The organism is Nonomuraea sp. NPDC050547 (assembly GCF_044457345.1).
GTDB lineage: Bacteria > Actinomycetota > Actinomycetes > Streptosporangiales > Streptosporangiaceae > Nonomuraea.
This window is the reverse complement of the sequence record NZ_JBITGW010000028.1, coordinates 132,194-144,675: the sequence shown is the minus strand read 5'-3', so window position 1 is coordinate 144,675 and position 12,482 is coordinate 132,194. Positions and strand designations below refer to the sequence as shown.

The 12,482-nt window shown below is 74.2% G+C and carries 9 protein-coding genes; 1 reads left to right on the top strand and 8 read right to left on the bottom strand.

Features of this window, described 5'->3' with window-relative positions:
- Nucleotides 1–30 precede the first annotated feature (30 nt).
- Nucleotides 31–1,164, bottom strand: coding sequence for a nitric oxide synthase oxygenase (locus ACIBHY_RS49685; protein ID WP_397310457.1), 1,134 nt, complete (start codon nucleotides 1,162–1,164; stop codon nucleotides 31–33).
- Nucleotides 1,165–1,349: 185 nt separating this feature from the next.
- Nucleotides 1,350–2,462: a galactokinase gene (galK, locus tag ACIBHY_RS49680; protein ID WP_397248875.1), complete on the bottom strand. Its 1,113-nt coding sequence runs from the start codon at nucleotides 2,460–2,462 to the stop codon at nucleotides 1,350–1,352.
- A 43-nt stretch (nucleotides 2,463–2,505) separates the two neighbouring features.
- Between galK and ACIBHY_RS49675 the strand changes: the two genes are divergently transcribed.
- Nucleotides 2,506–3,294, top strand: coding sequence for a 1-aminocyclopropane-1-carboxylate deaminase/D-cysteine desulfhydrase (locus tag ACIBHY_RS49675; RefSeq protein ID WP_397248877.1), 789 nt, complete (start codon nucleotides 2,506–2,508; stop codon nucleotides 3,292–3,294).
- Nucleotides 3,295–3,306: 12 nt separating this feature from the next.
- Here the strand turns inward: ACIBHY_RS49675 and ACIBHY_RS49670 are convergent, their stop codons facing one another.
- The 6 genes from ACIBHY_RS49670 to lanKC form a co-directional block, all read right to left on the bottom strand.
- Complete coding sequence (locus tag ACIBHY_RS49670; RefSeq protein ID WP_397248879.1) at nucleotides 3,307–4,977, bottom strand: sensor histidine kinase; 1,671 nt, start codon at nucleotides 4,975–4,977, stop codon at nucleotides 3,307–3,309.
- Entirely contained in the window at nucleotides 4,974–6,485 is a 1,512-nt protein-coding gene (locus tag ACIBHY_RS49665; protein ID WP_397310456.1) for a BTAD domain-containing putative transcriptional regulator, read from the bottom strand. Before ACIBHY_RS49665 ends, ACIBHY_RS49670 begins: the two co-directional genes overlap by 4 nt.
- Entirely contained in the window at nucleotides 6,460–7,563 is a 1,104-nt protein-coding gene (locus tag ACIBHY_RS49660; RefSeq protein ID WP_397310455.1) for a sensor histidine kinase, read from the bottom strand. The genes ACIBHY_RS49665 and ACIBHY_RS49660 overlap by 26 nt, the downstream gene beginning before the upstream one ends.
- A gap of 94 nt (nucleotides 7,564–7,657) precedes the next feature.
- Complete coding sequence (locus tag ACIBHY_RS49655) at nucleotides 7,658–8,665, bottom strand: radical SAM protein (protein WP_397310454.1); 1,008 nt, start codon at nucleotides 8,663–8,665, stop codon at nucleotides 7,658–7,660.
- Nucleotides 8,662–9,801, bottom strand: a complete 1,140-nt coding sequence (locus ACIBHY_RS49650; RefSeq protein WP_397248887.1) for a cytochrome P450 — start codon at nucleotides 9,799–9,801, stop codon at nucleotides 8,662–8,664. Before ACIBHY_RS49650 ends, ACIBHY_RS49655 begins: the two co-directional genes overlap by 4 nt.
- Nucleotides 9,802–9,965: 164 nt before the next feature.
- Nucleotides 9,966–12,479 carry a class III lanthionine synthetase LanKC gene (gene lanKC, locus ACIBHY_RS49645; RefSeq protein ID WP_397310453.1) on the bottom strand — a complete coding sequence of 838 codons (2,514 nt, stop codon included), beginning with the start codon at nucleotides 12,477–12,479 and terminating at the stop codon, nucleotides 9,966–9,968.
- Between the last annotated feature and the right edge of the window lie 3 nt (nucleotides 12,480–12,482).

Below are 12,482 nucleotides of genomic sequence, written 5' to 3'. Positions count from 1 at the left end.
TGTTCTAGGGCGCGCGCGCAAGGACCCCGCTCAATGGCGGGGGACGTAGGCGGGGGTCAGCGTGGACTGGTCGTAGTACCGGTGGAAGACCGGCGTGGCCGCCCCCGAGATCGGCGGGACGATCCACGACCAGTCCGCCGGGCAGACCCGCCCGGCCTTCTCCTCACGCTCCAGATGGGTGAGGAAGCGGCGTGACTCGGTGTGGTGGTCGGTCATCGTCACCCCCGCCCGGTCGAAGGAGTGCAGCACCGCCACGTTCAGCTCCACCAGCGCGTGGTCACGCCACAGCGAGCGCTCGGTCGAGGTGTCGAGACCGAGGTGCTCGGCCACCACGGGAAGCTGGTCGTAGCGGGTGGCGTCGGCGAGGTTGCGCGCGCCGATCTCCGCGCCCATGTACCAGCCGTTGAAGGGCGCGCACGGGTAGCAGATCCCGCCGATCTCCAGGCACATGTTCGAGATCGCCGGTACGGCGTGCCACCGCAGCCCCAGATCCGCGAACCACCGGTACTCCGGATGCTCGATCGGCACCTCCAGCACCGCGTCCCCGGGCAGGTGGCATAACAACGGCTCCCCGAACCCCGGCTGGATGACCAGGGGCAGCACGTCGAAGCGGCCCAGGCCGCCCCGCCAGCCCAGCTCGCGGGTCAGCGCGGTCAGCTCGGCGGCACGCGGGTCGCCGATGACCGAGCCGTCGCGGGCGCGGTGGCCGGCGTACCGGATGAGCTGCTCGTTGAGGATGCGCGGACCGGGGCGGGCGGGCGCGTCGGGGGCGAACACCGTGATCGTGGGCCGGATCCTGCCGTCGCCGGTGGCCTGGCGCAGGTGCTCGACGCACTCCAGGGCCACGCCCTCGGCGCTGGAGATCGTGCGCCGGTCGCGGACCTTGAGCGAACGCCAGTAGAGGCGGCCGATGCAGCGGTCGTTGTTGCGCCAGGCGACCCTGGCGCCGAACTGGAGCTCCTCGGGGGTGTGGGTGTAGGTGCCGTGGCGGGCCACGTCGGTGACCACCTGGCGCAGGCGGGACAGCAGGTCGCCGGAGCCGGGGTTCTCGGCGTGGAAAAGCCTGATGAAACGCTCCGCTTCGCGGAGGTCGACCGTTCGCTCGATGATCGTGTGGATGGAGACGGCGTCGAAGGGACGCAGGGACCTGATCCAGGTACGCACGCAGTGAACCAACGCATTCCGCAACACGGATCGCCCGGCCGGTTCCGGGCCGGCCTGACGTCCTCGTGGCGGTGCCCTCTCCACACCGCCCCGTTTCCGCAGCAGTTCACATCCTTTACCGACAGGCGAGGATTTGTCCCACAAAATCGAAAACTCGGTGATCTTATGGATACATAGAGTGATGCTCAGGCGAGCTTGCGGGCGCCCTGTGCCGGGGTGGCGCGCAGGTAGCGGGGCTCCTGCCAGCCCTTTTCCGCGTACGCGGCGGTGACCGAGCGCTGAACCGCTTCGACGCGGTCGGCGGCGGTCAGGGCGATCACCGAGCCGCCGAAGCCGCCGCCGGTCATGCGGGCCCCCCGGGCGCCGCCCCGCACCGCGGCCTCCGCCGCCACGTCCAGCTCGGGCACGGTCACCTCGAACTGGTCGCGCAGCGACAGGTGGGAGGCGTTGAGCAGCGCGCCGATCTCCGCCGCCTTGCCCGCCCGCAGGAGCCCGATGAGCGCCTCGACCCGGTGGTTCTCGGTCACGACGTGCATGGTCCGCTTGCGCTCGTCGCCCGAGAGCCTGCCCAGCGCGTCGGCCAGGTCGGTGACGTCGCGCAGCGCGGCCACGCCCAGCGTGCGCGCGGCCGACTCGCACTCCGCCCGGCGCTTGGCGTACTCGCCGTCGGCCAGCTCGTGGTGGGCGCGGGTGTCGATGATGAGGATCTCCAGGCCGTCGGCGGCCAGGTCGAGCGGGACGTTGCGGGAGGCCAGCGAGCGGCAGTCGAGGAAGAGCGCGTGGCCCTCCTTCGACAGCGCCGACGCCGCCTGGTCCATGATCCCGCAGGGCATGCCGACGAAGTCGTTCTCCGCCTTCTGGCCGATCAGGGCGATCTCCATGGGGGTCAGGCCCAGGCCGTACACCTCGTTGACGGCGGAGCCGACCGAGACCTCCAGCGCCGCGCTGGAGCTGAGCCCCGCGCCCTGCGGCACGTCGCCGTCCACGGCGATGTCGGCGCCGCGCACCCGGTCGCCGAGGATGGCCAGCACACCGGCGGCGTACCGCTCCCAGCCCCGGGTGTCGTCGAGCCGCCCGCGGGTGACCGGGCCGCCCTCGGCCTGCAGCGACAGGAGGCGCACGACGCCGTCCGCGCGCGGGCTGACCGCGGCCGTCACGCCCCACGGCACCGCGAAGGGCAGGACGAAGCCGTCGTTGTAGTCGGTGTGCTCGCCGATCAGGTTGACCCGGCCGGGCGCGTGCCAGACGGTCCGGGGATCGGCGCCGAACGCCGCACGGAAAGCTTCAGTAACCCGCATAATCGAACACTCCTCAACAACGGTCCGTCCGTAGACTAGCGCCATGCGCACGCTGGCAGATCCGTCGCTGGGCTCGGTACGGGTCATGCTGAAGGCCGACGACAACAAACCGCGCAAGCTGAAGTACAACCTCGGCCACCCTCGCATCCTCACCTTCGGCGGCGCCTACTCCAACCACATCCGCGCCGTGGCCGCCGCGGGGCGCGAACGCGGCATCGAGACGATCGGGATCATCCGCGGCGAGCAGCGCCTGCCGCTCAACCCCTGCCTCGCCCACGCCGTCTCGTGCGGCATGCGCCTCGGCTATCTCGACCGGGCCACCTATCGGCTCAAGCACACGCCGGCCGTACAGGAGATGCTGCGCGAGCGGTGGGGCGAGGTGGCCATCCTGCCCGAGGGCGGCAGCAACGCGGCGGCGGTACGCGGCTGCGCGGAGCTGCCGGGCGAGATCGGCGAGCCGTACGACGTGATCTGCTGCGCGGTCGGCACCGGAGGCACGCTGGCCGGCATCTCCGCCGGGCTGCCCGAGGGACGGCGGGCGATCGGCTTCCCCGTCCTGAAGGGCGGCGGCTTCCTGGCCGGCGAGGTGGAGCGCCTGCAGCACGAGGCCTACGGCCGGGTCCGGCCCAACTGGAGTCTGGAGACCGGCTACCACTTCGGCGGCTACGCCAAGACCACCCCCGAGCTCGACGCCTTCGCCGCCCAGCACGGCGTGGAGAAGGTCTACGTCGCCAAGATGCTCTACGGCGTCCTCGATCTGGTACGGCACGGCGCCTTCGCCCCCGGCACCCGGATCGTCGCCCTCGTCACCTCCGGCACCCTGGAGCGATGACACGAGGGGCGGCTAGCGACGGGGCGCCGCGTCCGCCTCGCCGCTCAGGCCGTGGAGCAGCGCGCGTACCCGCATGGCCGCGTCGTGCACGTCCGTGCCCACGTCGCCGAGCAGCCGGTCGGCCGCCGACGGCGAACTGCGCAGGCTCGTGCCCGCCTCCCGCAGCGACCGGTGAACGCCTTCGAGCGCCCGGTCGAGCTCGGCGCGCAGGCCGTCACGAAGCCGCCGCTCCTCCTCTCTGGCCGCCGCCAGCCGTTCGCGCGAGCGCCGCAGGTCGTCGCGCATCCGCACGGCGTGGGCGCAGTCGGCGATGTACGGCGCCGCCGCCCACAGCAGTTCCTCGGCGTAGTCGGCGGTGAACTGCCTGGCGCCCGGCGGGCCGATGACCAGCGTGCCGACGGGCTCGCCGTACCAGACCAGCGGCAACTCCCTGCCCGCCGCCCGCACCCCGCCCGCGCGGCGCCCGCCCCGCGCCTTCCCGTCCGCCCGCCGGCCGATGGTGTCGGCGTCGCCCACCTGGATGGGTTCGCCGATCGCGATCGTGGCGCCGTGGCGGATGCGGACGGCCAGTCCGCGGACCGCGAGCCCGTCGGCCGTCACCCGCAACGCCGCGCGGAGCGCCTGGTCGGTGTCGGCGCGGCCCACCTCGGCGGCCAGGCGCCTGGCCAGGCGGTGCGGGTCGCCGTGGGGGCCGTACATGGCGTGGTCGACGAGGCGGCGCAGCCGTACCCGCAAAGGCTGGAAGGCGGCGCCCGCCAGGAGCGCGGCGGCCAGCCCGGCGACCTGGCCGCGGCCGGAGACCACGAGGCTGGCCGCACCGGAGGCGGCCAGGTAGGCGACGCTGACCACGCCCGCCACCCCCGCGCCGACCAGCGCCTTGCCGAGCAGCACCTCGATGCCGAACAGCTGGTGGCGCAGCACCGAGGCGACGATGGCGATCGGCACGAGCGCCGTCGCGACCAGGCACGCCGCCCAGAACGCCGGTCCGGCCAGCAGGCAGACGACATACAGGGCGAAGGCCCCGAGCGGCCAGGCGAGCTGGCGGCGCAGCGCGGCGTCGGCCCCCCGCGCCCGCAGGGCCAGCGAGAACAACCCGGCCACGACCACCGCCAGCGTGCCGACCTCGGTGACGTCACGCAGCAGGCCGTCGACCGGAGCCAGCGCCTCGATCGCGAGCGGGTTGGGGATGGGCGCGGGCCAGCGGAGCGTCTGGGGCGGCGGCGTGGGCCGGACGACCGCCCGTACGCACTCCAGCGCCGTCACCAGCACCGCGAAGGCGACCACCGGCCGCCAGCGCGGCGAGGGCAGCCGCCCGTCCGGCGAGTACGCGGGCAGCAGCCCGGCCAGCAGCATGCCGCCCACCACGCGGCCGATCGCGGCCGGATAGCGCAGCAGCGCGGCCAGTTCGAGGTCACCGGCGGCGGCCGCGGTGAGCATGCCCGTCTCGGCGCCGATCCGCACGGCGCAGGCCAGCCCGCCCGCGCACATCAGCCGGGCCAGCAGATGACCGGGACGGCGGCGCAGCAGGAACGCCCCCAGCGCGGGGAAGGCCAGCCCGGCGGCGTAGTCCGGCAGCAGCGGCACGTCGGGCGACCACGCGCCGGGCAGCAACGCCCGCATCACCAGCGCCGCGAACGTCAGCGCCGCCGCCGCGACGGCCACCCATCGGCTCCATGCGCTCATCGGCCCCCCGGTGTGACCAGGCCCGACTCGTAGGCGAGCACGACGAGCTGGGCGCGGTCGAGCAGGCCCAGCCGGGCCAGCAGCTCGCCGACCATCGCGCCGGCGTCGGCGACGCCCATCACCTCGCCGATCTGCCGGTCGCTCAGCCCCCGCGCGACCAGGCGCAGCACGCTCAGCTGCCCCGGCGGCAACCCGTCGAGCCCGCCCACCGGCCCTCCCGCGGGCTCAGGCGGCGCCACGAAGGAATCGGAGGAGGGGAAGGACGCGAAGGAGGCGATGAGGCGGGTCGTGACCGCCGGGTCGATGAGCGCGTCCCCCGCCGCTGCCGCGCGCACGGCGGCGACGATCTGCTCGGGCGGCGAGGTCTTGAGTATGAACCCGCTCACCCCCGCCCGCAGCGCCGCGTAGAGGTTCTCGTCGCTGCCGAACGTGGTCAGCATGATCACCTTCGGCGGTCGTGGGCCGGCCAGGATGCGGCGGGCGGAGGCCAGGCCGTCCAGGCGCGGCATCTGGATGTCGAGCAGCACCACGTCCGGCCTGAGCGCCCGCACCGCCGTCACCGCCTCCTCCCCGTCGGCGGCCTCACCCGCGAAGCGCACGTCGGGCTCGGCGTCCAGCACCACGCGCAGCCCCGCCCGTACGAGCGCCTGGTCGTCGGCGATCAGCACCCGCGGCGCCGCACGCTCGGGCGCGCGCCGCTGCTCGGGCAGCCACGGCCCCCCGGCAGGACGCTGAGCCAGGAAGTCCGCCTCCAGCGCGCGCAGCTCCGCCGACAGGTCGAGCCCCAGCTCCTCCCGCCAGAAGGCGCGGGCCCTGCGCAGCGCGCCGAGCGCGTCGCCCAGGCGGCCGCTGGAGTAGAGCGAGGAGGCCAGCAGCCGCCAAGCCTCCTCGCGCAGCGGGTGGGCGCACGCGTGCGCCTCAAGATCGGGAACGAGCGCCGCGCCCATGCCCAGCCGGATCCCGGCGTCGGCGTGGCGCTCCACGGCCACCAGTCGCAGCTCCTCCAGCCGGGCGGCCTCGGTGGCCGCCCAGGGAAGGTTGGCCAGCTCGGCCAGCGCCGGTCCGCGCCACAGGGCCAGGGCCGCCTCCATGGACGTCCAGACCTGTCGGGGCTCGTCGCGGACGCGGCGTACCTCGGACTCGAAGCGCCAGGCGTCGACCTGCTCGGCGCCGGCCCGCAGGGCGTAGCCGGGCGGCGCGTTGACCAGCACCGTGGCCTCCTGGCGCGGCGGCCGGTCGGGCTCAAGGGCGCGGCGCAGCCGGGAGACGTACCCCTGGATGCTGGCCAGCGGCTGCGCGGGCGGGCGTCCCGGCCAGATCTCGTCCACGAGCAGGCTCGCCGGTACGGCCCGCCCCCGCGCCACCAGCAGCCGGGCCAGCACCGCGAGCTGGCGCAGCCCGCCCAGGTCGAGGGCGGTGCCGTCGCGATGGGCCTGGAACGGTCCAAGGATGTGAAAGCTCAGCCGGGTGGACGTGGGAACCTCACAGGGGTAGATCGACTTCGACAATCGTCCCGCCTCCCTCCGCGTGCCGGATCACGCAGCAGCCGCCGAGCTCGGCGGCCCGCTCGCGCATGGACCGCAGACCGATGCCCGCCGGCGGCAGGGCGGGCAGCCCGCGACCGTCGTCACGGACCCGCACGAACAGCCGGTCCCGGCATCGCTCCACGGCGACGGTGACCGAGGTCGCCGCCGCGTGCCGATGCGCGTTCGTCACCGCCTCCTGGACGATGCGGTAGACCGCAAGCTCCACCGCGGGCGGCAACCCTTCCAGGTCGCCGCCCCCCGACGAGAGCGGGGAACCGACGAGTGCCTCGATCGCCCTGAGGAGGCCGAGCTCGGCCAGCTGGGGTGGGGGCGCGCCGTCCACCAGCCTGCCGACCTCAATAGTCACCTCCTCCATCGCGGAGAGCAACCGCATAAACAGGGCTTCGGCCTGTTCCGGGGCGGTCCTGGCGGCCAGGCGAGCCGCGTGGATGGACATCGCCAGGCCGCTGAGCGACTGGCCGAGCCCGTCGTGCAGGTCCCGGCCGAGCCGCCGGCGCTCCTGGGCGCGCAGCGCGGAGGCCCGCTCGTGCTCGCGTTGGAGCGTTCCGGCCAGCCGTACGGCGTGGGCGGCGTCGGCCAGAGCGGGCAGGAGCGCGGCCAGCACCCGCGTGGTGACCGGGCCGGGCGCGCCCCGTCCGGTGTAGGCCCCGAGGAGCAGCCGGCCGACCGGCTCGCCGTGCCGGTCCAGGGTCACCGAGGTGGCGGCGGCGGGCAGCGTGCCGGTCTGGACGACCTGGTCGTCGAGCTCGACGGCGGCGCCGGTCACCGGCAGCGCGGCGCACAGCAACGCCAGGATCGCGCGCAGCCCGGAGTGCGGGTCGCCCTGCTGGAGGCGTTGCCTGGCGGTGGCGGCCAGCGCGCGCACGTCGGCGGTCCTGCCGTCCAGCAGCCGGTCGGCGGCGCGCCTGAACAGCCGGTGCAGGGGCTGGAAGAGCGCGCCGGCCAGCAGCGCGGCCCCGAGGCCCGCCCACTGACCGGCGGCGCGGGCCGCGCCCACGGCCGCGAGCATGACGGCGAGCGTGGCGACACCGATCGCCACGCTGCGGACCCTGTAGCTGCTCCCCATCTCTTCCGGGGAGGTTAATCGCGGCCTGCCAACGTCGGATCAACGTCCGCTCAACGCGGAACCCGCCTCACAGCTGGGCGAACGCCGGGCGGCGGTCGATACGCGCGCGGTCGGCGGCCGAGGCGAAGTGGTAGTCGATCCGCCGGGTGGCCTCGGCCCACTCCCGCACGGTACGCACCGGGGTGAGCGTGGCGACCACGAACGGGTCGTGCCACCGCTCGACCGAGCGCCGCCAGAGCTCGGCGGGGGAGTCGGTCAGCAGGTTGCCGACGGTGCCCTCGTAGGCCGGCATCGCCCGTACGGCGCCGTCGGGCTCGATCTGGAGCGCGGGGAAGAACTGGCCGTCGCGGATCCGGTCGGGATGCATCTGCAGGGCGAGGTTGTCGGTGGCGGTGACGTGCACGCCCGGCGGGACCAGCGCGCGCAGCCGTTCGCGGAAGGCGGGCTCGCCCATCGCCGCCATCTGCTCCTCCGTCAGCAGCTCGTGCTCGGCGAAGCCGGTACGGCTGGCCAGCCCCTCGGGCACCACCGCCCCGAAGGAGACGAACCCGAGCCCGGGAAAGCGCGGCACCAGTTCCGTGCACACCTGCTCGATCTGCCGGAAGTTGCTGCGCACCACGACGTAGTCGATGCCGAACACGGGCCCGGCCCCGTCCAGCATGGCCAGCGCCCCCAGGGCCCGGTCGAAGGAGCCGCGCCGGCCGCGGACGCGGTCGTGCACCTCCGCCGTGGCCCCGTCGACGCTGACGCTCACCCGGAAGAAGGCGCGGGCCAGGTCGCCGACCATCTCGGGCCGCAGCGTCCAGCCGCCGGTGAACAGCGCCACCTGGATGCCCGCCGCCGTCATCCGCTCCGTGACCTCGAACAGCTCCTTCACCAGCAGCGGCTCGCCGCCGGCGATCGAGATCCCGTGGGGGCGCATCGCGACGATGGCGTCGGCCATGCGCAGCAGGTCGTCGCGGCGCAGCTGGCGGCTGGGCCGCCGGCCGGACTCCGAATAGCAGTGCACGCACCGCAGCGGGCAGGCGTAGGTGATGTCCCAGATGATCTCCAGGGGACGGTCGGGGATGGTCACAGCGGGTCTCCAGGGTCGAGGACGACGAGCAGCTTCCTGGTGCCCGCCCGGGTGGGAGCCGGGCCCTGGTCGGCCGCGAGCCGCATGCGCGGGAAGCGCCGGGCCAGCGTGCCGACGGCGACCTTGGCCTCCGCCCTGGCCAGGGCGGCGCCCAGGCAGTGGCGGTGGCCGAGGCCGAAGGCGAGATGCGGGTTGGCCGGGCGGTCCGGGGCGAAGGCGTCCGGGTCGGGGAAGCGGTCCGGATCGCGGTTGACCGCCGCGAGCACGCAGTGGACGCCGCCGCCCTCCGGCAACTCCACGCCGCCGATCTCCAGGCTCTCCTTGACGTACCTGGAGGAAAGGGCGGTGGGGGTGATGAGCCTGAGCAGTTCCTCCACGGTCGGGTCGAGCCGCGAGGGGTCCTCGACCAGGCCGGGCGGGCGGCTCAGGAGGATCTCCACACCCTCGGTCAGCAGGCGGGTGACGGGACGGTGGCCGGCGACGAGCAGCAGCCGTACCGCGGAGAGCACGTCGCGCGGGCCGGCGGCGGACATCGCGCTGATGAGGTCGTCGCGCGGCGCGGCGCGGCGCTCGGCGATGAGCTCCTTGAGGTAGCCGGCCATGGCGACGCCCGCGCTCTCGGTGACCACGGTGCCCACGCCGGCCTCGGCGATCCAGCCGAAGACGTAGTCGCGGATGTGGCGGCGGCCCTCGGGCGGGACGCCCAGCAGCTCGCACAGCACCGCGACGGGGAACGGACGGGAGAACGCGGCGATGAAGTCGGCGGGCTCGCCGGCCGGCATGGCGTCCAGCAGGAGGTCGGCCTCGTGCTGGATGCGCGGCAGCAGCCCGGCCACGCGGCGCGGGGTGAGCTGACGGGAGATCATCCGGCGCAGCCTGGCGTGCTGCTCGCCCGGCAGGAAGAACAGGTCCTCCTCGTCGGCGAGCTCCTTCTCCGGCCCCTGCGCCTGGGGCGCGTCGCCGCGCAGCCTGGGGTCGACCAGCGCCTTGGCGGCGTCCTCGTGGCAGGTCAGGATCCAGCCCGGCTCCCTGCCGCCCATGTCGACGTGGTGGACCGGACCGGCCTCCCTCATCCGGCGCAGCGCGTCCATGTCGCGAAGCGTCTCGACGCCGACGAGGGGCAAACTACTGTCCATGGGGAACCTTTCCGTGGCCGGTGCCGGGGATCACTGCCCGATCCCCGGCACCGGTGTCGATCAGCAGGTGCCTGCGTACGACGTGACGTGGCTGTAGCACGGGTGCGCCGTGAGAGCCTTGGGGGCGTTGAGCGCCTGGAGCTCAAGGACGAATGCCATTTCCTTCACCTCCTTCCGGCGCCTTCGACCGCGGGTGCACGCAGGTCGACGGCGGGGATGACCGACGCGTTCAGGCCGAACGCGACGCCTAGGGCGGCAAGCACACCGGCGGTGCCCGTGGCCAGATCCATGGACAGGCGCAGCAGCTGGTTGCCGGGGAAGGCCAGATGGCCTCGGTAGGACAGGGCGTGCCAGGCGAGCCTGCGCACGTGGTCGTGGATCACCGGCCGGTCCTCGGGCAGGCCGAGGTGGTGGAGGGCGGCGATGGTGCCGGCCCGGCCCATGAACAGGAACGGGTGCCGGACGAACGGCGCGCGGCACGATCGGCGCGCTCCGTCGATCACCTCGGCGAAGCCGGGCTCGTCCCGCCGGGCCAGATACTGCGACACGACCAGGGCGAGACCGCTGCCGCCGGTGCCGAGGTAGGCGTGGTAGCGGTTGTCCTCCAGGAGCTGGAAGCCGCCGTCCGGCAGGACCTGCCCGTGCTCGACGGCCCGGCGCAGGGCCTTCAGCGCCCGGTCGAGGTGGCGTTCGTCGCCGGTGGTCTCGTGCAGCCGCAGGAAGAAGTGCGCGATGCCGGCCAGGCCGTGCTGGAGCCCGCCGCGTTCGCAGCCGTCGGCCGCCGCGGCGACCCGCTCGCCCACCGCGACGGCCGCTTCGGCCTGCCCGAAGTGCAGCAGGCTCATCCCGACGCCGGCCAGCCCGCCGTGGAGCCCCGCGGCCACGCAGCCGGGCTCGGCCGCCCTGGCGCGGGCCAGCGTCCGCGCGGCCTCCTCGCCGCGGCCGAGCTCGTCCAGCACCACCGCGACGCCGTGCAGGCCGTCGAGCAGTCCGGGCCGGGCGGGAGCCGCGCGGGTGGCGGCCACCAGCCAGTCCACGTGCTCCTCCGGCACCGGCGACCCCACGGAGCGAAGCGCCCAGAGCACCCCGGCGGCGCCGTGGGCCACGGTGTGCCCGCCCGAGACGAACTGCCGGGGGTCGCCCGGATAGAGCCGGTCGCGCCGATCGGGCGTGGCAGCGGCCAGAATCCCGGCCGTGATCGAGTCGCTGATCTCCGGCCAGGACGGGTCGTCGAACATCCTGGCCCGCTCGTCCATCCCGGCGCTCAGTCCGAACCCCCTGAGCATTCGGGGGCCGAACCCCGGCGGCACCGGGAAGTGCTCGGTGATCACGTCGGTCAGGCTGGAGAGCTTGACCCGGTCGCGCTCCTGCAGCGGCGAGATCGGCAGGAACACCCACTGGCGCAGGCAGTTCAGCACGTACCGGTCGGCCTCGCGCCCGCTCAGCCCCACCGGGGCGGCGAATCCGGGCGCCGCCAGCCCCGGCCGGTGCGGGTCGGCCAGGTCGCAGGCGATCTCGAAGTCGATCAGCGCCACCCGCCCGTCCGTACGCACGATGACGTTGCCCGGGTGCAGGTCGGTGAAGCGCACGCCCCTGGCGTGCACGGCCGTGAGCGCCTGGTCGACCTTGGCGAGCACGCCGACCGCCCACCGCGTGTACGCGGCCGCGTCCTCCGGCGTCGGGTCGGGCCCGGCCAGCGGATAGCGGTCGAAGACCTCCTCCATCAGCGTCTTGCCCTCGATGTACTCCTCGACCATGAAGTGGTGCTCCCAGATCACCAGGTGGTCCAGGACGCGGGGCACGCAGTCGAGGCCGTCCAGCCGCTTCAGCACCTCGCGCTCGCGCGCCAGCCGGGCGACCGCGTCGGTGCCGTCGCGGTCGAGACCGGCGTGCGGGCGCGCCTCGGAGAGCACCACATATCCGCCGGACTCCCTGTCGCGGGCCAGGTACACGCCGCCGCCGTTGGAGAAGTGCAGCGGGCGCTCGATCTGGTAAGGGAAGTCCTGTGCGCCGCCCTGGCCGCGGCGGGCCAGCGACCCGGCCAGCACCTCGGGCACCCGTACCCACTCGGGCACGGTGAAGGCGGGGCTGCGGTCGTCGGGCACCAGCGCGCCGTCCGGGTCGCGGATCGCGTAGACGGTCTCGCCGTCCGCGCCGACGTAGGTCATCGGGCGGAACGCGCCGTAGCGCACGTAGACCGGGGCCTCGCCGTAGCGCAGATCGGTCAGCACGTACGGCCCGGCGAACCCGCGCAGCAACTCCTCCAGCTCGGGCAGCACGCGGCTCAGCTCGTCCTCATCGGCCGGGTAGAGGGTGAGCAGCTTGCCGCTGCTGCCGCGCTCGGCGTACTTGCTGTTGAGCAGCCGCACCGCGGCGGCGCCGCGCAGGAACTTCACCGCGATCCCGCGCGCCAGGCAGTGCTCCACGACGAGGTCGCACACCCGCTCGGCGTCACCGGCGGTGGCCGAGACGTGGATCTTCCACCCCTGTTCGGGCAGCTCCCCGACGGGCGGGCGCAGCACGACCCACAGCTCCTTCTCGCTCCGCCGCCAGCCTTCCGGCAGGTCGCGGCGGGCGGTGGCGAAGCGCGCGGGACCGTCGGCGATGCGCCACGGCGGCTCGAAGAACAACGGGTCCGCCTGGCAGTAGGCGAGCAGCTGGGGAATGGTCGCGTCCATGGG